Below are 25,017 nucleotides of genomic sequence, written 5' to 3' on the forward strand. Positions count from 1 at the left end.
CGGCTCGGTTCAACATGCCACGGCGGGAGGTTGTATGGATATAGATATACTGTCCCCGGAACTCGGACGGGTTTCGCTAATCGCTTACAGTGAGCCAGCCCCCTGAGATCCGGGAGTTAACATTATGGCTCCCTAACTTGATTATCATTTCCCAAATCACCAAACAGACTCTGACCTAACGCAAATTCCAGATTTCGGTCATTCTCTACACTGTTGAGATAATACGTAAACTCAACACGGGAAACGCCTCCTCGAACGCTCCGAAGCGAAAAGCGCACATCTCCATACATTTTTCCATACAAGGCATTTCCCACGTTACCATCTTCATCTTGAGTGGTCCGGATCCGAAAAAAGTACTTTTTAATCCGACTCGGCTTTACAGCCCTTTTTAGCCCGAACCCCTGCTTCCACAGCTTTTCTTTTATATCGTAACCCAGCACTGGCGCTTCATAGGGCACCTTGAAGAGGCTGTCTGGATAAATGTACTTTATCGTTTTCGCTCCATCATCTTCGTTGGAAAAACGTACTCTAAGTTCCCCATAAGCGTCATCAATGTTTCGAAAGGCCCCTTCGTAACGAAACAGAAAATCGCCAATAACACCATTTCCATAAGGAGACACCCAATCGGCCTTTTGCAAATCAAAACCAATCCACTTCTCGGCGACGGGGATTTCGCCCGAATACTTGATGGCGTACAACGGTATTGGATTGCGCTTTTCACGGAGCATTATGGTCACTTCTCGGTCACGAAACACCTCTTTACCATTGACCGCCTCCCATGGCATCACCTTTTTCCCGCCGGGGTAATAACCCGGCTTTGACACCGAAAAAGGTACCGCATACACCGACCGGCCTGATACGGTAGCGACGCCTTCCTCATCGGTAATTTCCACATCCGAGTCAAAGTCGATTGCACCGTAATATGTTGCCCCAACCCTTGCATCGGATACCGGCACCCCGGACTCATCCACAACTTTCACTTTAATGTTCGTCAAAGGTGGGGAAAACGCAAAGGATGATGAAACCACCAGCAACAGCAGCAACGCGAACCACCTCATCGGTCCAGCCTCCCAACGGCAATCATCTTTTTCCACATCGGATTGGTATAATTCAAAGCCACCACACGAAAGTCACTGTGCCACCAAGGCCTTATGCCGTTAGCTTCTGCTGGACGTTCCGTTGTCCAGCGATCGTTTTTCATATCCATCATGTCAAAGTTATTTCCGAGAACCTCTACCTCCTCCACCGGATTTGCCGCCGCCGCAAACGACCTTGCAGGAACCGCCTCCGCCAGCATCTTGAACTGCACCTTTTCGTCTTTCGCGAACTCGTCCGCCCCGGCATCTCCATTTGGAGCGAGCAGGACATCACCATCAAAGTCCTCGACGAGCGAATCCTCCTGCTCAAACCGTTTGAAAAACGGCTCCATGCGCAGGTCAGACTCGGTCAGTTCAATCGCCTTTTGCGGACCGAGCGGCAACCAGTACGGGGGGTCTACCAAGGTCTCGCCATGGGCCTGATTGTATCCCCAGCCGCCGTGCTGGCTACCCATCGAAGTAAAGATGAACAGTGAAGAACTCCCCTTGGCAATCTCCTGCGCCACCCAGCTGTGCCGACCTTTTTGGTTGTTAAAAGTGAACACTTTAATAATCACATCCCAGATGCTGCTGCTGACGGTTTCATTGGGGTTGGGGTTTTCGACCACATCTTCGCCGCTGGAGTAGAAGTTGTAGGTCTTGGTGCCCAACACACTCCGGAACCGGTCGGCCCAGGTCAATGATTTGCGCGAATCGGTAAACAGGTTATGCCAGCCGTCCGCAAAGAGCTTGTCCGAACCGTCCAGCTCCCGATAGGACTTCCAGGAATCTTCTGTCATGCGACCAAGCATCTCCACTCCGTCCCACCCATGGGACTGATCGCTGGCGTAGGCCTCAATCGGAACGGCGGCATTGATCATGTAGTAACGGGTCGCGGGAAAGTCCGCATTGGCGATGGCGCTAGAGGCGACCATGTTCCCGAGGCTATGGATGCATGTGCTTCTATTTTCTGGCAGCTAGCTTCGATTTAAGGCGTAACTGTTCGCTCTGTCGGCAAGATTGGGTAAAACGCACCGGTAGCGGAAACCATCAAGGCTCCCTTACCTGCTGCTCATGCTCCAAGTTTTCGAATAGATTTCTGCCGACGGCAAACTCCAAGTTCCGATCATTAGGCGTTGGATTGAAGTAATAGTCGAACGCCACACCAGCAGCGCCTCCTTTTTTCGTTTTAAAGAAGAAACGTATGTCACCGTATATTTTCGTATAATTAGCACTGACAAGCTCGCCGGCATCATTGGTGCGTGAGCGCACTCTCAAGAAATAGTGCTTTCGTCGGGACGGTTTGTGCTCTTCGTCTACGTCTTCAGACATAGCCAATGCCCACCACTTCTCGGCATCCGAATAACCCCTCTGAGGGGCCAAGTGCGAGAGCCTCATCCGGCTTGCTGCATATACCTGCTCTGACACGTCAATCAATCCGTCACCTTGACTGGAAAAACGCAGCTTCAAGGTTCCTTTCGCATCCCAAAAGCTCCGCATGTATCCTTCATACATCAATTCAAAATCAGTTATTACACCCTTCCCATAGGGAGAGACCCAATCAGCCTTCTCCAAATCAAATCCAATCCACTCCTCGGCGATGGGGATTTCGCCTGAATACTTGATCGCGTACAGAGGTATCAGGTTGCGCTTTTTACGCAGAACTACGGCAACTTTTTTTGGTCCCGCTTCTGTTTCGTCCGCCGGCGGCATTATTTTTTTTCCTCCGGGGTAATACCCCAGCTTCGATACCGAAAACGGCACCGCATAGACGGTTCGCCCCGAAACGACAGCTATTCCTTTTTCGTCAGTCAATTCAACATCGGTATAGTGATCTGTGGCACCGTAATAGACAGCCCCCACCCTGGCATCCGGCACAGGCGCTCCCGATTCGTCTGTCACCGTGACCTCAATCCTCACCACCGGAGCTGTAAATGCCCAAACCGGTTCAAGAAAAAGCAGCAGAAATAACGCAAACCATCTCATTCGCCAAGCCCTCCAAGGGCGATCATCTTCTCCCACATCGGGCTCGTATAGGTTAAAGCCACAGCCCGGAAGTCACTGTGCCACCAAGCACGGATCCCATTGGATTCCACCGGGCGCTCAGTCGTCCAGCGCCCTTGGTTTTTGAAGCCCATCATGTCGAAATTATTCTCCCCGAAGGTATCCAAGGGCTCCAAGGGATTAGCCGCCGCCGCAAACGATCTCGCCGGAATGGCTTCTGCCAAGAGCTTGAACTGTGTGTGCAGCTTGGCCGCTTCAGTATCGGCCGCGCTGTCCTGGTCCGAAGCAAAGAGGACATCGCCGGTGTAACTGAAAACCGCATCGTCCGGCTCGAACCGGCTGAAAAACGGCTCAAGGCGGAAGGTCTCTTTGTCGAGCGAAAGCACTCCACTCTGCCCGTCATAGGCTCCGTTGTAGCCCCAGCCGCCGTGCTGATGCCCCATCAAGGGAGCGATAAGCAGCGAATCACTGCCTTTGGCGATTTCCTGCGCCACCCACGTGTGCCGACCTTTTTGGTTGTCAAAAGTGAACACTTTAATAATCACATCCCAGACGTTGCTGTTGACGTTTTCACTGGGGTTGGGGTTTTCGACCACGTCCTCGCCGCTGGAGTAGAAGTTGTAGGTCTCCGTCCCCAATGCACCTCGGAAGCGATTACCCCAGGTGAGGGCCTGCCGGGCATCGGTAAACAACGTGTGCCACTTGTCAGCGAAGAGCTTATCTGAGCCATCCAAGCCGCGGTACGGCTACCAGCTATCTTCGGTCATCAACCCAACCATTTCGTTACCGTCCCGTCCATTGGCTTGCGAATGGGCGTAGGCCTCAATCGGAACGGCGGCATTGATCATGTAGTAACGGGTCGCGGGAAAGTCCGCTTTGGCGATGGCACTGGAGGCGACCATGTTCCCGAGGCTATGGGCGGCAACGGTCACATCGCCGGAGACAAAGCTCAGCCGCTCGCGCAGCTTGTGCCCGGTGATGAAGGCGTATGGCTGCCACTCCAGTGCATCTCACGGCTCGAACTCCTCCGTGACCGCCAGGATGTCGTAGTCCGAGGCGTGACCCAAGCACCGGTCGGGCTTCAGGGCCGCCGCCTCCTTCCAGTCCCCACGGGCATAGGAACCGAAAAGGATGACGAACTGCACCGCTGGGCAGCCCTCGCGGATGAGAGTGACGAGGCGCTGCAGGTCTTCCTGTTTACGGATGGACAGGTGGGAAAGGGGGCTTCATGTGCTTCTATTTTTGGGCAATCAGGGCCTTTGTAGCGTACAACTTGCCTTCTCGGCAAGATGAAAAACATCGGTTGCGAAAGCCGTTAAGGCTCTCTTACCTGCTGTTCATGCTTGAGGTCTTTGAAAAGATTTTCCCCGACGGCGAATTCTAAGTTTCGGTCATTGGGGGTCGGATTCAGATAATACATAAATTTAATGCTCGATACCCCGCCACGGAGACTCCTCAGGGAGTACTGAATGTCGCCATATAGCTTGCCATAGAGAGCACTTTCGATTTCTCCTTCTTCCGAGGAGATCGTTCGGATACGAAGGAAGTAGGTTTTCGCTTCGTTGGGGACTAATCGCCGGTCCATGTCATAGCCAATCGCCTGGAACCACTTCATCGCTTTCGACGAATATCCGCTGACAGGCGCCTCATAAGGTGTTTTGAAACTGCTATTCGAGTACAAACGAGTGATCTGTTGCATCCCGTCATCTTCATTGGGATATCGCAACTTTAGTTCTCCATGTGCATCATTGATGCCTGCAAACTCACCCTCATAACGAAACAGAAAATCCGACGAGACACCCTTTCCATGGGGGGAAACCCAGTCAGCCTTTTGCAGATCAAACCCCACCCACTCCTCGGCCACGGGAATCTCTCCCGAATACTTGATGGCGTACAGCGGTATTGGATTGCGCTTTTCACGGAGCATTATGGTCACTTCTCGGTCACGAAAAACCTCTTTACCATTGACTACTTCCCGCGTATTCACTTCCACCCTGCTTCGGTAATACCCAATCTTGCCTGCCTTCACCCGTACCGGAAAAAACGACCGCCCAAGTAGTTTGACATAGCCTTTTTCATCCGTGACTTGTCGCTCGACATGGCCATCCCCGGAAACCACGCCCAAAAAGTCACCCCGTACTGAGACACCCTCTACCGGAACTCCATCTTCGTCGACCACCGTAACGTCCAACTCTACTTGCGGCGTCAATACAGCACTTGCTGGCGATGCAACCAGCACCAAAACCATCAACAATCCACGCATGTATTCAATCCCCCAACCGTGATCATCTTAACCCACGTGGCCTGCGTATAGGTCAACGCCACCGCACGGAAGGCGCTGTGCCACCAATCTTCGCCACCAGGTTCATCTAATCGTTCGCTCGCGGCTCAAGGCGGAAGGTCTCCCGGTAGAGCCAAGCCACCCCACTCCGCCCGTCATAGGCTTCGTTAGAGCCCCAGCCGCCGTGCGGATGCCCCATCAAGGAAGCGATAAGCAGCGAATCGCTGCCTTTGGGGATTTCCTTAGAGACGCTTGGTCAAAGCACCCGGCACAGATCGGTCAGCGGTAGGCACGCTTCCAGAAGGGGGCGCTTCTGAAATGCTTATAAGAGAACATTTCTGAATTGGGCTGACAGGATCGGGAGCAAGGCTCTCCACGTACGTATAAGCCCAACAGAGTCCACCAAAGCCGCGGTAGCCATCAGGGACAACTGTTAACGATTCGGTTCAATATGGCTGGCGCCGCCCATGTAGGGCTGGAGGGCAGCGGGGATGGCTACGCGACCGCCTTCATCCTGGTAGTTCTCCATAACGGCTACCAGGGCGCGGCCGACGGCGAGGCCGGAACCGTTCACGGTGTGCACCAGCTGCGGCTTTTTCTCCCCGGGATTGCGCCAGCGGGCCTGCATGCGGCGGGCCTGGAAGTCGAGGAAGTTGGAGCAGGAGGAGATCTCGCGATATTTGCCCTGGCCCGGCAGCCAGACCTCCAGGTCATAAGTCTTGGCCGCGGAGAAGCCGATATCGCCGGCGCAGAGGTTCATCATGCGATACGGCAGCTCGAGGCGCTTGAGGACCTCTTCGGCATGGCTGGTCAGTTCCTCCAGGGTCTCGAACGAACGATCGGGACGGACAATCTGAACCAGTTCGACCTTTTCAAACTGATGCTGACGGATCATGCCGCGAGTATCCTTGCCGTAGGAGCCCGCCTCCGAGCGGAAACAGGGGGTATGGCAGGCGAACTTGAGCGGCAATTCGTCGGCGGCCAGGATCTGGTCCCGGACCATGTTGGTGACTGGAACCTCAGCGGTCGGAATCAGGTAATAGCCGAAATCACCCTCCAGTTTGAACAGCTCCTCTTCAAACTTGGGCAGCTGGCCGGTACCGCGCAGGCTGTCGGCATTGACCATGTAGGGGACGTAGGTCTCGCGATAACCGTGCTCGCCCGTCTGCAGGTCGAGCATGAACTGAATCAGCGCCCGATGCAGGCGAGCCAGGGGTCCGGTCATCACCGTAAAGCGGGAACCGGTCAGCTTGGCGGCGGTGTCGGAGTCCATCTGGCCCAGGGCATGACCCACATCCACATGGTCCTTTGGCTCAAATCCGAACTCGCGCGGCTGCCCCCAGCGGCGGACCTCGACGTTGTCCTCTTCACTGCGCCCCTCGGGCACCGACTCGTCGGGCAGGTTCGGCACTCCCATGAGGATGCCGTCGAGCTCCTGCTGTATCTCCGAAAGACGCGACTCGGCCGATTTCAGCTTGTCGCCCAGATCGGCTACCGCATCCAGCAGCGGCTGAATATCCTTTCCTTCGGCCTTCGCCTGACCAATGGCTTTGGAGCTCTGGTTGCGCTCGTTCTGGAGTTCCTGGGTCCTTGTCTGGATCGCCTTGCGCTCCGTCTCCAGACCAGCGATGGCATCGGTATCCAGTTCGAAGCCCCGGCCCTTCAACTTCCGGGCGACTTCTTCCAGTTCACTACGCAACAGTCTCGGATCCAGCATTTCTTACCTTTTCTGTTTTGGTTTAACCACGGGGAATTACTGATAACCACAGAGGACACAGAGGTTGAAATGGTCTTTGTAGTCCTCCGTGATCTCTGTGCCCTCTGTGGTGAAAGAATGTTTTTAAACCCCCGTGCACCCCATGGTTTTTATTCGTTGACCCGGGCGTTCCAGGTGAGCATGTGGCCGGGTTTGATGGTGTCGCCCAGGTGGTCGATGATGGCCTCCATCTTCTCGGGCGTATCGAAAAACTCCACCACTACCGGCAAGTCCAGAGAGAGGTCGACCCATTTACTGGTATGGATTTTTCCGGATTCACCGTATCCGGCAATGCCCCGAAAAATGGTGACGCCGCGAACCTGTTCCCAATCGTGCAGCCGTTTGAGCAATACCTCGGCCTGCTTGTTGCCCTCGCTGAGATAGATCCGTGCGATGGTCACTTCGGTACCCTTCATAGCCACTGCCTCCCTGCCAATACCCCTGCCCAGGCGGCTGCGACGCAGAGTACCGCACTGAATGCCACGTTGCCGAATGCCTTGAGCGGCTCACCGCCTTCAAGCAGGTGGATGGTCTCGATGGAAAAGGTGGAGAAGGTGGTGAAGGCCCCCAGAATCCCGACCATGAGGAAGGCTCGCCACTCCGGCGCCAGCACCGAGCGCTCCACCAGCCAGATAAAGCACCATCCCATGGCCAGGGAACCGATGATATTGACGGCCAGCGTGCCCCACGGGAAACCGCGCCCAACGGCATTATAGACCCATCCGGATACCCAGAACCGCAGCAGTGCCCCGATAGCACCGCCGCCGGCGATGGCAAGCGCCTGCAACATCGTTCAGCCCACCTGACGACAAAGCAGTCATTCTAACCGATAGGAGATACGAGATAGAAGGCGAGGGGCGATGCTAACCGCGGGGGGCTACGGGGCACACGGAGTCAAAGAATTTTAACCACAGAGGTCACAGAGGACTACTATTTTTACCTCTGTGGTATCAGTAATTTCCCCGTGTTCTCCCGTGCACCCCGTGGTTAGAGATTCGGGTGCTTGTGGGTGGGATCTTCGTAGATGTGGTGGTGGTCCAGCACATGCACGGTGGAGGCCTGGGGTCCCTCTTCGCCCTTTTCTTCGGCAAACCATACCTCGGACCCCACCTTCAGATGCTCGAAGGCATCATCCACGACCGAATTGCGATGGAAATAGATCAGCCTTCCATCAGCCGCGTCGATAGTGCCGTGATCGTCAAACAGTTCCGTCACACGACCGTGGGGTGGCGGCTCATGCAGCTTGACGTCATTGCGTAACCGGCCCACGTAGCCATCCAGTTGCTTGTAGATGGCGTCGAAGGCGTCCCGAATCACCGCATTCATATCGGTATGACGGTGATGCTCGTCCGGGCTGCGGCTCGCGACCAGCTCCCCATCGGGGACTGTCACATCGACCCGCACGTGATACAACTTGCCCTTGTGCTTGTGGCGATGGGGTGCCTCCACCATCACCCGGCAACTCATCACCCGATCAAAGTAGCGGTCCAGCTTGGACGCCTTTTGCCGTATGCGCTGCTCGATGGCCGGAGACGGTTCCATATCGCGAAACGTGATTTCCAACGGCAATTGCATGACGCCTCCTCCCTGAATGGGGCTGTCGGAGTTTCCTCCAATTATAGGGCACTTCCATTGATCCAACGCGGATTCTGTTAATCCAAAAGAAGAACCCATGGCAATGGTCCCTTCCTCCACTGCCATCAATGCGATTCCGCTCCAGATCCAGAGCCAGGGTAAACGGCTCCTATCCCTTTTGGACTATTGCACTAATTCCCGAGCAATCTAGTCTACTTTACTAGAGTCATTTTAAGAGTGGGTCTACCTACTGCTGCCGCGGGGAGGAGACCCGGACGGCTTGGGAAAACACGTTTACCGTTATGGGAGATGGATATGGCTAAGAAGATGCACGAAACACCCATGCTTGATCAGCTGGAAAGTGGCCCCTGGCCCAGCTTCGTAACCAGCCTGAAGCGACTGGCCGACGACAACAACATGATGGTCGACCTGCTCGGACAGCTGGAGACCTCCTACGAAACCAAGAAAGGCTACTGGAAAGGCGGAACGGTCGGGGTACTCGGCTACGGCGGCGGTATCATTCCGCGTTTTACCGAACTCAAAAACGATGCAGGAACTCCGCTCTACCCCGACGCGGCAGAATTCCATACGCTGCGTGTACAACCACCTGCCGGCATGCACTACGACACCCAGACCATCCGCAAGATGTGCGATATCTGGGAGCAGTACGGATCCGGCTTGATCGCCTTCCACGGACAGTCCGGGGATATCATGTTCCAGGGCTGCACCACGGAAAACGTTCAGCCCGCCTTCGATGAGCTGAATGAGATGGGCTTCGACCTCGGTGGTGCCGGTCCCGCCGTGCGTACCGGTATGTCTTGCGTCGGTTCCGCCCGTTGTGAACACTCGTGTGCCGACGAGCAGCGTATCCACCGCATGCTGGTCAATGCCTTCCTGGACGACATGCACCGCCCCGCTCTGCCCTACAAGTTCAAGTTCAAGGTTTCGGGCTGCGGTAACGACTGCATGAATTCCATCCAGCGAGCCGATATGGCCATTATCGGTACCTGGCGCGACGACATGAAGGTCGACCAGGGTGAGTTCAAGAACTATGTCGAAGCCAAGGGCCACAAGTGGCTCGTCGACAATGTCATCTCCCGCTGCCCTACCCAGGCCTTGTCCATTAACGACGACGACACCCTGGAGGTCAAGAATCAGGATTGCGTACGCTGCATGCACTGCATCAACGTCCTCACCAAGGCGCTCTCTCCCGGCGACGACAAAGGCGTTTCGGTGCTTATCGGCGGTAAGCGTACACTGAAAATCGGCGACCTGATGGGAACCGTCGTTATCCCGTTCATGAAACTCGACAGCGATGAGCAGTATGAAAAGCTGGAGGAGATTGCCGGCGATATCATCGACTTCTTCGCGGAGAACGCCCTGGAGCACGAGCGTACCGGCGAGATGATCGAGCGTATCGGCCTGGTCAACTTCCTCGAGGGCATCGGCCTCGATCTGGATCCCAATATGATCCAGCGGCCGCGTGAAAATCCCTACATCCGCATGGATGGATGGGACGAAGAGGCCGCCAAGTGGTTCGAACGGAAAGCCGCACAGGCGAGCTAGAACAACTGACCACCACGCTTCACAAGGGCGCCTCCGGGCGCCCTTTCTGTTGAGGGCCGTCTCTTCAATCCAAACCTTCGGGCTCGCGGCCGCTTTGTCTGCTGGAGCTACAGCTCGCTCATGGCAACCACAGCCACTCGTTGCGCCTTGTCAGCGCATAAAACGGTTCGCGAACAGAACCGTGCTGGCTTACCAGCAGTGCCCTAGTGGGGTTTTCCATGCCGGGAGGTGAATTCACGATGCCAGCCACTTAGTGCCTTGGCGGGCATCGGCCTGGCGAAGTAGTACCCCTGCACGTCCTCGCACTCCAGTCCGCGCAGCAGCGAGAACTCCGAGCCGGTCTCCACCCCCTCGGCAATAACCCGGAGACCGAGGTTCTTTCCCAAACCTATGATGGCCTCGGTGATGGTAAGGTCGGCGGGGTTCAGCTCCATGGAACGCACGAACGACTGGTCCACCTTCAGCCGGTCGATAGGAAAACGGCGCAGATAACTCAGGCTGGAGTATCCGGTTCCGAAATCATCGATCGACAGCCCCAGCCCCATCGCTTTCAAGCGTTCCAGGGTACGGATCGTCGTCTCCACGTCGCGCATCAACATTCCTTCAGTGACTTCCACCTCGATGCAGGCCGGATCGGCACCCGTCTCCCGCAGGATACGGGCAAACAGATCCGGAAAATCAGGTCGATGAAACTGGACGGCCGAGACATTGATGGCCATGGTAATGTGCACACCATCATCGGCCCAGACACGCTGCTGCCGACACGCCTCGCGCAGAACCCACTCCCCGATGGCCACCATGGTGCCACTCTCTTCGGCGACTGAAATGAAATCGGACGGCATGACAATCCCTTCCTTGCGGCGCCAGCGCAGCAAGGCCTCCACGCCGACCAACTGCTGGGTCACGGTATTCACCTGTGGCTGGTAGTAGAGGGTCAGTTCATCCCGCTCAACCGCGGTTCGCAAGTTGTTTTCCAGGACCAACCGATCCCTGGCCCGTGCATTCAACTCGGGGATAAAGAACTGCATATTGTTACGGCCCTGCGCCTTGGCATGATAAAGCGCTGCACCCGAATTACGGATAAGCACCTCCACGTCATTGCCATCGTCCGGATAGACACTGACGCCAATACTGGTGGTCATCCGCACATCCGTGCCGTCAATTCCGAAAGGAGTGGAAAGGGTATCCCTGACGCAGTTGGCGAAGTTCACGGCATCAGTGGGTTCCTTTATCCGAGAGAGCGTGACGATGAATTCATCGCCGCCACCGCGGGCGACGATATCGTCGGAGGCGGTGCAGCCGGGCAACTTTTCACCAAGCTCCCGCAAGATTTGATCGCCGGCACCGTGGCCCAACGATTCATTGATGGTTTTGAAGTGATCCACTCCCACCGTCAATACCGCCATTCGATACCCCTCCCGGCTTGCGTGGGCGATGGCCTGCTCAAGCCATTCCCGTAGCAGGCGACGGTTGGGAAGGCCCGTCAGCAGATCATGGCGGGCGAGAAAATCGATGCGCGCCTCGGCCTCCTTTCGTTCGCTGATATCGGAGAACATGGCCACATAGTTGATCACTTTCCCCTGCTCATCGTGGACGGCGCTGATTGCCATCCACTCGGGATAGATCTCACCATCTTTGCGACGGTCGTAGATTTCACCCTGCCAATGGCCCACCTCGTCGATGGTTTCCCAAATGGCCTGGAAAAACGCGTGGTCGTGGCGACCGGAAGAGAGGAAATGGGGATCGTGCCCAATCGCTTCAGCCGGCGAATAGCCGGTTACACGGCTGAAGGCATCATTCACCAGGACGATTCGCCGCTCGGCATCGGTAATGAATATCCCCTCACTACTCGACTCGAACACCTTGGCCCACAGCCGCAACCGCTCTTCGACCTGCTTGCGTTCCGTGATATCAATAAGCGTACCGGCCATTCGCAGTGGCCGCCCATCCCGCCCCCTGCGCACGACCAGGCCACGGGCCAGCACCCATGCCACCCGTCCCGATTTGGTCTGTATCCGGTGCTCCGAGCGGTACTGCGGCACCTCGCCCTTGAGGTGCGCTTCCAGTGCCGCCTTCACCTGCGGAAGATCTTCGGGATGGATAAGCTGCTCCCAACTTCCCAGGTCTTTGTTCAGCTCATCCGGTGCATAACCAAACAGCTCGGTGAAGCGCTCACTGAAGTAGCTCTGGCCAGTTTCGAAATCGATATCCCAGAAACCGTCCCGGGAACCTTCCAGTGCCAGTCGCAACCGCTCCTCACTGCTGCGGAGTGCCCGCATTGCCTCGATCTGTTCGGTCACATCGTCATAAACCACTACCACCTCGTTTGTGGGCAGACGGTAGAGCCAGATTTCGCGCCAGCCCCGGGTGTCGTCGTCCCGGTAAAATTGGGGCTCAAGATGTAGTGGCTCTCCGCTCTGCCACACCCTGCGCAAAGCGGAAGGTATTCCTATCGCATCGGCCCCGGGAAACGCGTCCGCCAGTGAACGATCAATCACATCAACCCGGTTGGCTCCCTCGATGCGCTCCAGAGCCTTGTTGACATCGGAGAAGACGAAATCGTCACGCTCCGGCCGGTACTGGAAAACGGCCACTCCGCTGTTCATGTTGTTGAAAAGTTGCCGGTAGCGATATTCACTCTCGCGCAGCGCTGCCTCGGCCTGACGGCGGTTCGCCTCAAGCTGAAAGCTGTCGAATGCAAACGAGATGTCGAGCGCCATTTCGTTGAGCAACTCCAGCAGCTCCGCATCGAAAAAGCCGCTCTCCCGCGCACAAACGGCGAGCACACCCACCGGCTGGCCACCTTGGCGCAAGGGCAACGCGGCCCCCGAACGCAGCCCCCCCGCCGCCACTAATACCTGTCCGTCCACGGCAGCCGGCTCTGCTCCGAAGTCGTTACTGAACTGCAGCGCATCCTCACGCATTGCACCCAGGATCAGTCTGGGAATGCCCGTTACCTCCGCCTCCAGTGAAAGAACCAGATCACTACAGGGTGCAATGTCCCCATAAGAAGCGGCCGTGTAGAGCCGCTCATCCTCCCGCATGCCAATCCAGGCAACGCGAAAGCCGCCGTAGTCGACAGCAATACGACAGATGTCCGCCAGCAGGTACTCCCGGTCCCGCTCCCGCACAATCGCCTGATTGGTTTCACTGAGTGCCGCATAGAGATTGGTCAGGTGACGGATCCGCGCCTCTGCCGTTTTACGTTCGGTAATGTCGCGAACAATCGCCTGCAGGTAGACGGCCTCTTCCACCTGAATGGCGCGAGCACTAACTTCCACCGGGAATTCACTGCCGTCGGCTCTCCAGTGAACGTTTTCATACCGCTCCGCCTCACCGGGCGTCGGGGGTTCGCCGCTCACCCGGTTGAGCGGGGTTACACCCTGGTGACACAGGTCCCCCCAGTGCCGACCAAGCAACCCGTCACGCCCGTACCCGTAGGTCTCCACAGCCCGATCATTGGCTTCCACGATACGGCCGCGGTTGTCGGTGAGCAGTATGATGTCGTTGGCGTATTTGGTGAGGTAATCAAAGTGCCGGGCCAGCGCCCTTTCTCGCAGTGCCGTCCAGTAGCGAAACGCACGGAAGTCGGCCTGCTGCTTTCGCCACCAGGACGCGGCAGCGACCGTCATACCCAGCAGTATCAGAAGAAAGATGCCCGTCAGGTGAAAGGCCAGTTCATCTATGGGTGCAAACACTTCCTTTTGATCGATCTTGGCCACAAGGGCCCACGGGCTGAATCGGACCGGACGGGTTGCGGCAAGGACCGGCTCACCTCGATAGTCCACACCACTGAAAAACCCCTCCTCCAGAATGGCTTGTGCCCCTACTATTCCCGGAGTATCCCGGGGCAAGGCCAGCGGCGCCTCCGCCTCCAGTAGCTGGCTGATAAAAACCACCTGCCCATTATCGGCGCTCACCAGCAGCAGCTCTGCAGTAGGGCTTGCAGTGGGCCAGGCGGTCAGGAGAGGATAAAAATGTACGTAGGGTACGATGTGCACGATCAATACACCGGCAACGGCATTCCCCTTGAGGAGCGGAATGGAAAGCGTGAACCGAACCGGCTGGTCGCCCCCATCCGTGCGCCTGTAGTTGCTGAAATAGACCTGCCTGCTCTCCACCGTCCGATCCACGTCTTCTGAAAACCGGCCCCCGCGCACCTCTCCCGCCTCCACCACTACCGTCCCGTCGGCAGCCACTATCTGCACGGTCTCATAACGGTCCTGCTCGGCGAGGGCCTGGAGGGATTCGGTCAGGTTCCCCTCCTGCTGCAGCGAAATGTCTTCTCCGTCCAGCAACTGCAGTGCCGTCCGGCGAAAGGACTCCCGCTCGAGCAGTAGTTGCATGTCACTGACCCGATCTTCCTGCCAGATGGTAACCTGCTGCGACTTGTTACTGACGACGGCATCCAGCTCCGCCCAGGTCTGCTCCAAGGCTTCAGTGTGCTGCTGGTTCCAGATCCCATACGCCGCCAACGCCAGCAGGATTACGGCTCCGACGAACGCGAGAATGAACCGCGGACGAAAGCGTTGCAGATCGGGGGGGCGACCAGGAAAATCATCCCTCTCCGATTCAATATGAGTGGAATCCGGTAGTTGGGGCTCCTGTCCCCGCATTCTGCTTTGTCCCCTCCTACGAATAAAGTCTGTCCGGGCGTGCCCTTACTGCCGGCAACCCGGGTTTGGTCTCCGTATAACTTTAGACTTATCCGTGCCGGTCAGACTTCGGCCAAACCGGTCGATATCCACGTGGGGCCGAACCGAGCACTGCTAAACTCGGGAGATGAAAGGATTTCGTCTTCGCTACTCGGGATCCGGCGATGAGTGACACCCGCCCCCTGGCGCACTCTCTGGAGCCCTTCAATGAACACCTCGAGTCGATCTTCGAGGCGTTTTATGAACGCCTGATGTCGGACCGTCACTTCTCGGTCTTTTTTCGTAACGACAACGAAGTCCGAAGCCTGGTGGTCCGCCAGAGGGAACATCTGCGCGCGGCCCTGTACGAAGACGAAGCACACCTGAAGACCCGCTACCGGGAATTGGGGCACCTCCATCATCGTATCTTCGTTCCCTATCCCGACTTCTCCGTCGGCATCGATTTTCTGGCCGAACAATTTTACGCAGTGGTCTCCAGGATGCCCGACAACACCAACTGTTCGGCCGAACAGGTGTTCCAGTTTTTCCACAAGGTCAAGAACTACACCGCCAGGGGATATCTGGACTGTATGCTGGAAGAGGACAAGGCCAATCTGGAAGTCTTTATCGAGCATATGCAGGAGTCGCGGGAGAGTCTTTCGGGACTACTCATGAAGCGTCTCTCCTGGTTGAACCGGATGTTGCGGGCCATCGAAAGGGAAGACGAGGATATCCTGCCGGATCTGGAGATGGACAATTCGGAGTTCATCGAATGGATCCTGAGCGACGATGCTGCACGCTACATTGTCCGTGACGAGGATCGGATCAAACTGTTCGATCTGAATCGACGCATCTTTACCGACGCACGAAACATCTTCTATTTCATCAAGACGGGGCACTATACCGAGGTGCTGGTGATGTTCACCACCATCAGCAAACACCTGTTGACCCTGACCCATCTGGTGACTGTATTCATTGCCAATTACAAGATGCGGCACATGGTCCGTGACCCGCTGACCGGCCTGCTCAATCGCCAGACCATGAAAGACAATATCCGGCAGAAGCTTCGACTCTCCGTATTGAGTCAACGGCCGATCTCCGTGATCCTGACGGACCTGGATGATTTCAAGCAGGTCAACGACCAATTCGGTCACGTCGCCGGAGACTGTATTCTGAGGCGCAGCGCCGAGATCCTGCAGCGGTTCATACGCACCAGTGATTCCGCCTACCGGTTTGGTGGCGAAGAGTTTCTGTTGCTGCTGGAGGACACTGACGAAAAGGGCGCCCGGGTGGTAGCCGAGAGCATCCGTGAGGCCGTCGCCGATACACTCTTCCAGTGCGAGGAGCATCAACTGCGCATCACCATGAGCCTGGGAGTCGCCACCAACCAGGGCAGCCGCCAGTATTCCCCCGTCAATCTCATCAGCATTGCCGACGCCGGGCTCTACCGGGCAAAACGAGGTGGCAAGAACCGGGTCGGCTCGTGATCCCCACAACGCCCGGCGCGGCCGAGCAATCCCTGTCGCCGACGCAGAAGTGTGACACGTTGGCCCTGCTCCAGGCTTTATCTGGCTTGACCTGAAAGGGCACGTGAGGATAATAAAGCCAATAGTCGCAGATAGGGAACTGCCTGGATGTACCGGTGTAAAAGCAATAACAGGGTAAACGGCGGCAAAAATCGGCAACTGGCACGGCATGCGGTTTCATCGGCCACTTTGAAAAAACCTCGTGAAAACACCTCAGGGGCCGCGGTACGCCCCCTCCCTTCCCCGGGTTGCCGGAGATCGACCCGAATCTCCGGATTCAGTTTCCCTGCCCTCGCCGGATCCCGTCTCACCGCCACGACCAGGCGCCTGAGAAAAACCTAGGGAACTCTCTCGTTCGAAGTCGAGTAATCGCTCTCTCACCTGCCCTACTCTCAACCCGGCAGTAATGATATCCGCATGTCGCCACCGCCATTGAAAACCAGCCGATCCCATGTTGTCCGCTACGCGGCGATTCTGGCGTTGGCCTGGACGGTCACAATTATCGTGCTGGTGTTGTGGGATTCGCACCAGGACAGGCGTATCACTGAGGATTTGGCCTTCAGCGAAGGAAATATCCACTTCGACAAGGATCAGGCATTCCGCCAATGGGTCAACTCCCATGGCCGAATCTACGTACCAGTCACCGAAGAGAACCCACCCAATCCCTACCTGGCCCATGTCCCCGAACAGATCATCAAGTCTCCGTCCGGGCAGGTCTTTACACTGCTAAACCCCGCCAGCACCATCCGCCAGATCGAAACTCGCTTTAGCAAGCTCTATGGCGTGGCCGGCCGGATTACCGGTTTACAGCCCCTGCGCCCCGAAAACGCGCCGGACCCGTGGGAACGCAACGCTCTGGCACAATTGCGTGAAGGTGCTGAACAAATCCACGAATTTACACAGTTCAACGGACAGCCGTTTCTACGCCTGATGCGGCCGATGGTGATTCAGGAGGAGTGCCTGCTGTGCCATGGTCAGCAAGGCTTCGAGGTAGGCGAGATCAACGGCGGCGTCAGCATCAGTGTCCCCATGGAGGGTTATCTGGCTCGGGAGCAGAAGGAACAGTTCGAGCGAAATGTCAGTTTCACGTTCCTGTGGCTGCTCGGACTCATCGGTATCGGTGTAGGAGGACGGCGCCTGCAGGTTCATGACCACGGGCGTGTCAGCGCTCTCGAACAGGTGCGCCAGGGAGAAGCGCGTAAACGCGCTATCCTCGATTCCGCCCTTGACTGCATCATCACCATTGATGGTGACGATCGGGTACTGGAGTTCAATCCCGCTGCCGAACGGGTGTTCGGATACAGCCGTAACCAGATCATCGGCCGGGAGTTAGCAGAAATGCTGATCCCACCCCATTTGCGCGAATACCACCGCCAGGGACTACGGCGCTACCTGGCAAATGGCGAGGCAAAGGTCATGGGACGACGTATAGAGACCACCGCGTTGCGTGCCGATGGTGAAACATTTCCCGTGGAGTTGGCCATCACCCATGTGGAGCGTACCGAACGACCGCTGTTTACCGCCTACATTCGCGACATCAGTGACCAAGTGGAGGCTGAACATGCACTTCGGGAAAGCGAAGAGCGGTACGCCTTGGCAGCCCGGGGCGCGAATGACGGGCTCTGGGATTGGAATCTTGTCACAGATCGGGTCTACTACTCCGAGCGCTATCAGGACCTGCTCGGGCTGAAGCAGCAGGAACACACGGCATCACCCGAGCACTGGCTGGAACGAATCCACCCGCAGGATCGCCTTGAGGTGACCGCCGACCTCGAGGCTCACCTGGCCGATGCCAGTGCCCACTTCGCCAGTGAACACCGGGTGTGGCACGAGGATGGAGCCTATCGCTGGGTACTCGCCCGTGGACTGGCAGTCCGGGATGAAACGGGCAAACCCTACCGTCTTGCCGGTTCATTGTCGGATGTCACCGAACGTCGAGTGGCCGAAGAGCAGCTGCGTCACGATGCATTCCATGATGCCCTCACCGGACTCTCCAACCGCGCTCTGTTCCTGGACCACCTCGATATCGCCGTGCGCCGGGCGCAACGGGTGTCCCACTATCGCTTCGCCGTTCTGTTCCTCGACCTGGACCGCTTCAAGCTCATCAATGACGGGCTTGGACACCTGGCCGGTGACGAACTGCTGGTGACCACCGGCCGGCGGCTGGCTGAATGCGTTCGCCCCGACGATACCGTGGCCCGGCTCGGTGGTGACGAATTTGCCGTACTGGTCGAGGATATCGAGGAGCTGGAAACCGCAGAGGAGCTCGCTCGACAGATCATCGATATGCTTTCACGGCCGGTTTCCGTGGGTGCACAGAGAGTGACGACAACCTGCTCGATTGGCATCGCCTGGAGCCGTAACAGCACCGGCTACAGCCGCGGTGAGGAATTGTTGCGCGACGCCGACACTGCCATGTACCAGGCCAAGCTGCAGGGTAAAGCCCGTTACGCCGTATTCGAAACAGGAATGCACCTGAAGGTGCTGAGTCAGCTGCAGCTGGAAAACGATCTGCGGGGGGCGCTTGATCGTGGAGAGTTACACCTCGCCTATCAGCCGATCATCAATCTCAACAACGGGCGCGTATACGGCTTCGAGGCCCTGTTGCGGTGGATGCATCCTGAGCGTGGCCAACTCTCCCCGCTGGATTTCATCCCCGTCGCGGAGGAATCCGGACTGATCGTTCCCATCGGACGCTGGGTGCTCAAGGAGGCGTGTCGGCAACTGCAGAAATGGCAGGCGCAGTTCGACCCATGGCTGAGCATGAGCATCAATGTCTCCCCCATGCAGTTTACGGAGGCATCACTATCAGAAACCGTTGCCAAACTGCTCCAGCAGCTGCAGCTGAGCCCGGAAACCGTCAAACTGGAATTGACCGAAAGTACCTTGCTGGACAACGAGGATGTCAGCAGCCGCCTGCATGCGCTGCGCGATCTCGGGGTTGGATTGTGCATCGACGACTTCGGGACCGGCTACTCTGCGATGAGTTATCTGCACCGGTTCCCCGTCACGGTGCTCAAAGTGGACCGCGCCTTTGTCAGCCGACTGGTTAGCGGCGGCAAGGAGACCGTCGCCACGATCGTCGCCCTGGCCGACAGTCTGGGGCTGGAGGTGATCGCCGAAGGAGTGGAGACCGGGATCCAGGCAGACCTGCTGCGTACTGTCGGCTGTCGACTGGTTCAGGGCCACTACTTTTCACGTGCACTCTCCGCAGGCGAGATTGGCTCCTTTCTGGAAGAAAGCTTGTGGTGCGCCGGCAGCCGGTAATCGTCACTTTCCTTGCGGCTCCATCTGCAGACCTGCAGTTCCCACCCCCTGGCCGTGCAGCACTATAGAGTCACGCCCCATCGAATCCGAACAACGATGTTTTTGTTCGCCAGCGGGTTAACGCAAAAACAACAAGTTAGGAGCAATTATCCATTTCTAACGGCGATCAGGAGGAAAAATTCGCTGAGTTCGACAATACTTCTGCGTTAGGAACCGTTACGGACAACAACGGCAGGATGCTTATGACTAACCGGAACTGGACCGAAGCACAACTGAAAGCCGATTTGGAAGAACTTCATCAACTGTTCGACCGGGCGACCAGGGAATCCCGTGGGAGCCCCGATGATATCCTTGCCCAACGGTTGTTCCAACAGCTGATTCGGCGCAGACGGATGCAAATCGGGACCATTCGCCAACGTTCGGCCTGTGTGGGATGTGACATCGGGGGCCCCACCTCCGCCGCCTCTGAGCCCGGAGAGGCCTGTCGCCGAGCCTAGTGGTCCATGCGGAAAATAGTGTGGCACTCAGAGCCCCACTAATGCACCAAGGCAAGGCGCGCTGCGCAGGGAATGGCGCACCGGGGCCGGATGCCTGTAGGTCGGCCTTTAGGCCGTAATCGGGTTCCGACGTGCTAAAGCCCGACCTACATCGCCGACGACAGGACCAGCGCGCCCTTTGATGTGCAGGGATGCACGAATACCGCGAGCGCAAGGATGCGCAGGAGCGGCCCAATCAGCGCACAAATCCGCCGGGAGCGGATTTGGACAACCGTAGGCTGGGCCCGAAGGTTGGCCCCCATGGACGGGGGCCGCAACGCAGCATTGGCCCATTAGAGGGGCTGACTTCGGGCCGGCTCACAAGCCCCCTCGGCTGCGTTGCAGTCGCTTGAATTGGCTACGGCTCCTTCGCCTTGCCGAGGGCGCTTGTGAGACCGGCTGAGCGTTGCACTATTTTCCGCATGGACCACCAGGAGCCTGTCCGAGAACAGACTGACCTACTGCGGTCAAACTCTTTCCTGCTGGCGGAGCGGACAACCGGTTCCGGGGCTGGCGCCCTGACCGGACGCACGAAAACGATACTGTTCTAAACTGCCGGTAACGGAAAAGACACGGAGGTCTGACCCATGAAACTCTGGCTGATCGTCGGGGCATTGACCGCCCTGTCGGGCGGGGTACACGCAGCAGCTCCCGATTCCGCTCCAGCTCCAGGCCGCGACCTGCACGCCATGGCACCTGCGCAGCTCATCAAACGCGATGTCTACACACGATTCGATGAAGACCTCGGCAAGGTGAAAAAGATCGTCGTTGACGAGCAGAGCCGCCGACCCTATGTGGTGGTGAAAGTTGCCGGCTTTCTGGGTCTGGGTGTCCTGCACATTGCCGTACCGACCTCCGATATCCAGCTCCAGGACGAGGGCCTGATCATCTCCAGCGAGGTAAAAAAAGAGAAGGTCGACCGCGAATACCCCTACCTGGAAGAGCATTTCGCAGAAATCCCGACCCGCCGTCCGATAGCCGAACTCAGCCGTGAACCCAAAGCGGAGCCCCATGGTCCCATAGTGACACGGGTCCAGCATTGACCTGTCCATCCGTCGGCAACAGGACCGCCTGCAACGAAGTCCCTTTCACCATCAAATCCGGGACGTGCTGGCGTACCTGTTGCAGATGCGCCAGTGCGTCCCCGGAAGGTACGCTCCGCTACCAGACGCCTCGGCCAATCAGATCGCGTTGAGGTTATAGACCGGTTTTGTTGTAGAACCCGGCACTGCAACGCCCCGGCGGGTGAACTGGCGGCGGCTCTGTGTTAATTTCCCCCGCTCTTTAGGCTCCGTACTATCCATCCAGGTAACACGTTCCCTTGCTGATGACCCTCAAGCTATCCGACAGCGACCGCCTTTTGGCCGGTTTCAATCCAGATTATGTTCACCGAGGGCACCGCTACGTCCGTGATCGACGGGTTTTGGAGACCGCGACCGAGGAACGGGACAGTTCGCTGGTCGTCACAGGGCGGGTTCGCGGAAGTGGTCAGCACCTCTACAGTGTCCATGTGCATATCGATGAAGGCTTTGTGAATGGTACCTGTACCTGTCCGGTTGCGTGGAATTGCAAACACGTAGTCGCAGTACTGATTGCGGCAGCAAGGCAGGAGACCACCCTGAATCCACCTGCCCGCGCGGACCGCTACGCACTGCCTGATGCGGACGAAGAGGAGAGCTACCCGCCCGAGATCGACAACCGGCTTCTTTATCTACTCCAGCTCGGAAGCGCGACCAATACCCTGATCATGCGGCCGTTTCGATCACGCCTCACCAGAAGCGGCGCATACGGCACCCTCTCCCCGTTCCGTCCAAGCCGTGTATGGGAACCGTTTCCGCCCCGTTATCTGCTGAAGTCGGATATCGCCATCTTGCGGAATCTCATTCCTGCCCACAACGTCTCGGAGTTTCCCGAGGGGGTTCCGATCCCGCCGGATGCGGTGCCCCTTGTAGAGCGCATGATCGCTTCCGGCCGCTGCCACTGGGCACATGTCGCCAATCCCGCTTTGCGGCCCGGCAATCAATGCCGTGCCGAGGCCAGCTGGGAGTTAATGCCGGACGGCCGCCAGCGGCTGATACTGAGCGCAGGTGACACACCGCTGGTGGCACCGGCGCTAAATCCCCCCCGGTACATCGACACGGTTGACCACGTCTCCGGCCCACTGACCAGCGACCTGCCCGAACTGCTGCTGGCCGAACTGGTGAAACGCCCATTTATCACCGCCAACGAAGTCGACGATGTCCTCGATGACTGGGAACGGCGCTTCGCTGATATTGCTTTCGCCCGGCCCCGGCGCCTCTCCGTGCACCGGCTGCCGCCCACGCAGCCTACCCCGGTTCTGCACCTCTACAATGCCGAGGTAACGGACTACCAAGGGACCCACAGACTGCCCGCTGCGCGTCTCAGCTTTGATTACGACGGCCATCTGCTATCGTGGCCCGGCGAAGACATCGAACAGGTGGTGTCGGGTGAAAAAATCGTACGGCTCGATCGGGACCAGGAGTTTGAAGAGGACGCCGCGCTGCGCCTGCGCGACCGCGGACTCCATCCGCTGTTCGCATTTGAGGGGTTAAGCGCCGCTCCCGATGACAGCAGCGCCTGGGTACCGTCGAACAGCGCTGGGGAACTGGAATCCTGGCTCGCGCTGCAAACGGACTTGCCGACGCTGCAGGCCGAAGGATGGCGCATCAGCATCGGTGACGACTTCAATTATCGGGCGGTGACACCCGACGCATGGTACGGCGATATCGAGGCCGACTCAGGCCGTCAGTGGTTCGATCTGGAACTCGGCATCGAGATCGAGGGCGAACGCATTTCGCTGCTGCCGATGCTGCTGGAGTGGATCGAACAGATCCCTGCCGGCGCCCTCTCAGGCCTGCTGGAGGAGTTTCCGGATGATGAAGGACTGCCCATTCGCCTGGACAACCGGCGCATCGCCTACCTGCCGATAGCGCGACTGAAGGGCATACTGACCATCCTGGTCGAACTGTTCGACCCGGAGGTTCGGCTCAAGGATGGTCGCCTATCGCTGCCCGCCTTGCGCGCCGGCGAACTGCCGCTGCTTGAGCGCAATGACTGGAACTGGTCGGGTGGCGACGAATTACGCCGCCTTGGCGAGCGGCTGCATGCCTTCTCGGGTATCACGGAAGTCCCGCCGCCCACCAGCTTCAAGGCTGCACTTCGCCAATACCAGCAGACGGGGCTCGACTGGCTGCAGTTCCTGCGCGAATTTGGCCTGGGCGGTATCCTTGCCGACGACATGGGTCTTGGCAAAACCGTGCAGACGCTTGCGCATCTGATGGTCGAAAAGGAGAGCGGCCGACTCGACCGCCCTGCCCTGGTGGTCGCTCCTACCAGCCTCATGTTCAACTGGCGCGCGGAGGCGGCCCGATTCGCCCCGAGCCTCAAGGTGCTTACCCTGCATGGCCCCGATCGTGCAGACCGCTTTCGCCATATCACCGATGCCGATCTGGTACTGACCACTTATCCGCTGGTCGGGCGCGACATCGATACTCTGGGCGAGCACCAGTTTCACCTGCTGATCCTCGATGAGGCACAGGCGATCAAGAACCCGCGCGCCAAGGTAAGCCACCATGTACGCGAGCTCTCCGCCCGCCACCGGCTCTGCCTCACCGGCACACCGATGGAGAATCATCTGGGCGAGCTCTGGAGCGTATTCGACTTCTTGTTGCCCGGACTGCTCGGCAATGAACGCCAGTTCCGCCGCCTGTTCCGCAACGCCATAGAGCGCCAGGGCGACGACAGCCGCCGCGCCGCCCTGGAGCGCCGCATACGCCCCTTCTTTCTGCGCCGCACCAAAGCCGAAGTGGCCCCAGAACTGCCACCCAAGAGCGAGATCCTCCGCTCGGTCGCCCTGGAAGGCGCCCAGCGGGACCTCTACGAAACGGTACGTCTGGCGATGCACGGCAAGGTTCGTGCAGCCCTCTCCGAGCAGGGACTGGATCGCAGCCGAATCGTCGTGCTGGATGCCCTCCTCAAGTTGCGTCAGGTCTGCTGCGACCCGCGCCTGCTGAAGGGTACGAAACGTACCGGCCGTACCGGCTCGGCCAAGCTGCGGATGCTCATGGAGCTACTGCCTGAGATGCTTGAGGAGGGCCGCCGTGTCCTGCTCTTCTCGCAGTTCACCAGCATGCTCGCGCTGATTGAGGAAGAACTGAACAAACGCCGGATCCCCTACGTCAAACTTACCGGGAAAACCCGCGACCGGGAAACACCGGTGGAGCGCTTCCAGAGCGGTGAAATCCCCCTGTTTCTGATCAGCCTCAAGGCCGGCGGTACCGGTCTCAACCTCACCGCGGCCGACACGGTCATTCACTACGACCCCTGGTGGAATCCCGCAGTGGAGGATCAAGCCACCGATCGCGCCCACCGGATCGGCCAGCAGAACAAGGTTTTCGTCTACCGGCTCATCACCGAAGGCAGCGTGGAAGAGAAGATCGTCCGCATGCAGGAAGAGAAGCGAGGGCTGGTCGAGTCCCTGTTCAGCGCCACCGGACCCAAAGCCATCGATGCAGGCGATCTCGAAGCCCTGTTCGAGCCACTCGGATAACGCGGCCAAACGACACTCCCGGATAGTCGTTCAGACCGGAAACGGCAGTTAGCAGGCGTTTGCAGGCCATCAATGCATCGGGCCAAGTAAAAGCAGTTGGGATTGGCGGCACTTTCCGGCCATTTCTCAATCCAACCATCAACAAAAGCTTGCATCTGACCTTGACCTACATTTCCCCCAAGGCGAATCCAAATTACCTCGCTCACAGGGGTCACTGGCAGAGTCG

At 57.8% G+C, this 25,017-nt stretch carries 17 protein-coding genes; 5 read left to right on the forward strand and 12 right to left on the reverse strand.

The genetic code is table 11. The features are described from left to right. Nucleotides 1–122: 122 nt before the first annotated feature. The 11 genes from BLP65_RS09610 to BLP65_RS09655 all read right to left on the reverse strand — a co-directional run bounded on the left by BLP65_RS09610 (nt 123) and on the right by BLP65_RS09655 (nt 8,692). Nucleotides 123–1,043: an Ig-like domain-containing protein gene (locus tag BLP65_RS09610; protein WP_139181466.1), complete on the reverse strand. Its 921-nt coding sequence runs from the start codon at nt 1,041–1,043 to the stop codon at nt 123–125. A gap of 11 nt (nt 1,044–1,054) precedes the next feature. Next, nucleotides 1,055–1,957, reverse strand: a complete 903-nt coding sequence (locus BLP65_RS16920; RefSeq protein ID WP_175452512.1) for a hypothetical protein — start codon at nt 1,955–1,957, stop codon at nt 1,055–1,057. A gap of 169 nt (nt 1,958–2,126) precedes the next feature. Beyond that, the gene (locus BLP65_RS09620) at nt 2,127–3,062 is read right to left on the reverse strand and encodes a carboxypeptidase-like regulatory domain-containing protein (RefSeq protein WP_092996022.1); all 936 of its coding nucleotides are present in this window, start codon (nt 3,060–3,062) and stop codon (nt 2,127–2,129) included. After that, complete coding sequence (locus BLP65_RS09625; RefSeq protein WP_092996025.1) at nt 3,059–3,772, reverse strand: hypothetical protein; 714 nt, start codon at nt 3,770–3,772, stop codon at nt 3,059–3,061. The genes BLP65_RS09620 and BLP65_RS09625 overlap by 4 nt, the downstream gene beginning before the upstream one ends. Nucleotides 3,773–3,826: 54 nt before the next feature. Beyond that, nucleotides 3,827–4,012 (reverse strand): hypothetical protein, encoded by a 186-nt coding sequence (locus BLP65_RS16705; protein WP_139181467.1) that lies wholly within the window; start codon nt 4,010–4,012, stop codon nt 3,827–3,829. 78 nt (nt 4,013–4,090) lie between these two features. Next, nucleotides 4,091–4,225, reverse strand: coding sequence for a nucleotidyltransferase domain-containing protein (locus tag BLP65_RS16710; RefSeq protein WP_139181468.1), 135 nt, complete (start codon nt 4,223–4,225; stop codon nt 4,091–4,093). A 170-nt stretch (nt 4,226–4,395) separates the two neighbouring features. Then, the gene (locus BLP65_RS09635) at nt 4,396–5,343 is read right to left on the reverse strand and encodes a carboxypeptidase regulatory-like domain-containing protein (protein WP_139181469.1); all 948 of its coding nucleotides are present in this window, start codon (nt 5,341–5,343) and stop codon (nt 4,396–4,398) included. A 451-nt stretch (nt 5,344–5,794) separates the two neighbouring features. Beyond that, complete coding sequence (gene serS, locus BLP65_RS09640; RefSeq protein WP_092996034.1) at nt 5,795–7,078, reverse strand: serine--tRNA ligase; 1,284 nt, start codon at nt 7,076–7,078, stop codon at nt 5,795–5,797. Between the two features lie 149 nt (nt 7,079–7,227). Beyond that, entirely contained in the window at nt 7,228–7,533 is a 306-nt protein-coding gene (locus BLP65_RS09645) for a DUF190 domain-containing protein (RefSeq protein WP_092996037.1), read from the reverse strand. After that, nucleotides 7,530–7,907: a fluoride efflux transporter CrcB gene (gene crcB, locus BLP65_RS09650; RefSeq protein WP_175452513.1), complete on the reverse strand. Its 378-nt coding sequence runs from the start codon at nt 7,905–7,907 to the stop codon at nt 7,530–7,532. Before crcB ends, BLP65_RS09645 begins: the two co-directional genes overlap by 4 nt. Before the next feature lie 197 nt (nt 7,908–8,104). Beyond that, on the reverse strand, nt 8,105–8,692 hold the full coding sequence (locus tag BLP65_RS09655) for an HPF/RaiA family ribosome-associated protein (protein WP_092996040.1): 588 nt from the start codon (nt 8,690–8,692) through the stop codon (nt 8,105–8,107). 315 nt (nt 8,693–9,007) lie between these two features. Here BLP65_RS09655 and dsrA point away from each other — a divergent pair, with 315 nt between their 5' ends. After that, nucleotides 9,008–10,258, forward strand: a complete 1,251-nt coding sequence (gene dsrA / locus BLP65_RS09660) for a dissimilatory-type sulfite reductase subunit alpha (protein WP_092996043.1) — start codon at nt 9,008–9,010, stop codon at nt 10,256–10,258. 203 nt (nt 10,259–10,461) lie between these two features. On the opposite strand, the gene BLP65_RS09665 is transcribed toward dsrA, so the two are convergent. Further along, the gene (locus BLP65_RS09665; RefSeq protein ID WP_092996046.1) at nt 10,462–14,874 is read right to left on the reverse strand and encodes a PAS domain S-box protein; all 4,413 of its coding nucleotides are present in this window, start codon (nt 14,872–14,874) and stop codon (nt 10,462–10,464) included. Nucleotides 14,875–15,077: 203 nt separating this feature from the next. Here BLP65_RS09665 and BLP65_RS09670 point away from each other — a divergent pair, with 203 nt between their 5' ends. The 4 genes from BLP65_RS09670 (at nt 15,078) to BLP65_RS09690 (ending at nt 24,791) form a co-directional block, all read left to right on the forward strand. Beyond that, on the forward strand, nt 15,078–16,379 hold the full coding sequence (locus tag BLP65_RS09670) for a GGDEF domain-containing protein (RefSeq protein WP_092996049.1): 1,302 nt from the start codon (nt 15,078–15,080) through the stop codon (nt 16,377–16,379). Between the two features lie 456 nt (nt 16,380–16,835). Next, on the forward strand, nt 16,836–19,685 hold the full coding sequence (locus BLP65_RS09675; protein ID WP_092996052.1) for an EAL domain-containing protein: 2,850 nt from the start codon (nt 16,836–16,838) through the stop codon (nt 19,683–19,685). Between the two features lie 1,123 nt (nt 19,686–20,808). Next, complete coding sequence (locus BLP65_RS09685) at nt 20,809–21,264, forward strand: PRC-barrel domain-containing protein (RefSeq protein WP_092996058.1); 456 nt, start codon at nt 20,809–20,811, stop codon at nt 21,262–21,264. A 284-nt stretch (nt 21,265–21,548) separates the two neighbouring features. Then, the gene (locus BLP65_RS09690; RefSeq protein WP_139181470.1) at nt 21,549–24,791 is read left to right on the forward strand and encodes a DEAD/DEAH box helicase; all 3,243 of its coding nucleotides are present in this window, start codon (nt 21,549–21,551) and stop codon (nt 24,789–24,791) included. Nucleotides 24,792–25,017 lie beyond the last annotated feature (226 nt).

The sequence above is a fragment of the Thiohalomonas denitrificans genome, assembly GCF_900102855.1.
Classification (GTDB): domain Bacteria; phylum Pseudomonadota; class Gammaproteobacteria; order Thiohalomonadales; family Thiohalomonadaceae; genus Thiohalomonas; species Thiohalomonas denitrificans.

Excerpts from the sequence above, each read along its gene's own strand:
- BLP65_RS16920 (WP_175452512.1), bottom strand. The coding sequence starts at position 1,957 with ATGATCAATGCCGCCGTTCCGATTGAGGCCTACGCCAGCGATCAGTCC.
- BLP65_RS09620 (WP_092996022.1), bottom strand. The coding sequence starts at position 3,062 with ATGAGATGGTTTGCGTTATTTCTGCTGCTTTTTCTTGAACCGGTTTGG.
- BLP65_RS09635 (WP_139181469.1), bottom strand. The coding sequence starts at position 5,343 with ATGCGTGGATTGTTGATGGTTTTGGTGCTGGTTGCATCGCCAGCAAGT.
- serS (WP_092996034.1), bottom strand. The coding sequence starts at position 7,078 with ATGCTGGATCCGAGACTGTTGCGTAGTGAACTGGAAGAAGTCGCCCGG.
- BLP65_RS09645 (WP_092996037.1), bottom strand. The coding sequence starts at position 7,533 with ATGAAGGGTACCGAAGTGACCATCGCACGGATCTATCTCAGCGAGGGC.
- crcB (WP_175452513.1), bottom strand. The coding sequence starts at position 7,907 with ATGTTGCAGGCGCTTGCCATCGCCGGCGGCGGTGCTATCGGGGCACTG.
- BLP65_RS09655 (WP_092996040.1), bottom strand. The coding sequence starts at position 8,692 with ATGCAATTGCCGTTGGAAATCACGTTTCGCGATATGGAACCGTCTCCG.
- dsrA (WP_092996043.1), top strand. The coding sequence starts at position 9,008 with ATGGCTAAGAAGATGCACGAAACACCCATGCTTGATCAGCTGGAAAGT.
- BLP65_RS09665 (WP_092996046.1), bottom strand. The coding sequence starts at position 14,874 with ATGCGGGGACAGGAGCCCCAACTACCGGATTCCACTCATATTGAATCG.
- BLP65_RS09670 (WP_092996049.1), top strand. The coding sequence starts at position 15,078 with ATGAGTGACACCCGCCCCCTGGCGCACTCTCTGGAGCCCTTCAATGAA.
- BLP65_RS09675 (WP_092996052.1), top strand. The coding sequence starts at position 16,836 with ATGTCGCCACCGCCATTGAAAACCAGCCGATCCCATGTTGTCCGCTAC.
- BLP65_RS09685 (WP_092996058.1), top strand. The coding sequence starts at position 20,809 with ATGAAACTCTGGCTGATCGTCGGGGCATTGACCGCCCTGTCGGGCGGG.
- BLP65_RS09690 (WP_139181470.1), top strand. The coding sequence starts at position 21,549 with ATGACCCTCAAGCTATCCGACAGCGACCGCCTTTTGGCCGGTTTCAAT.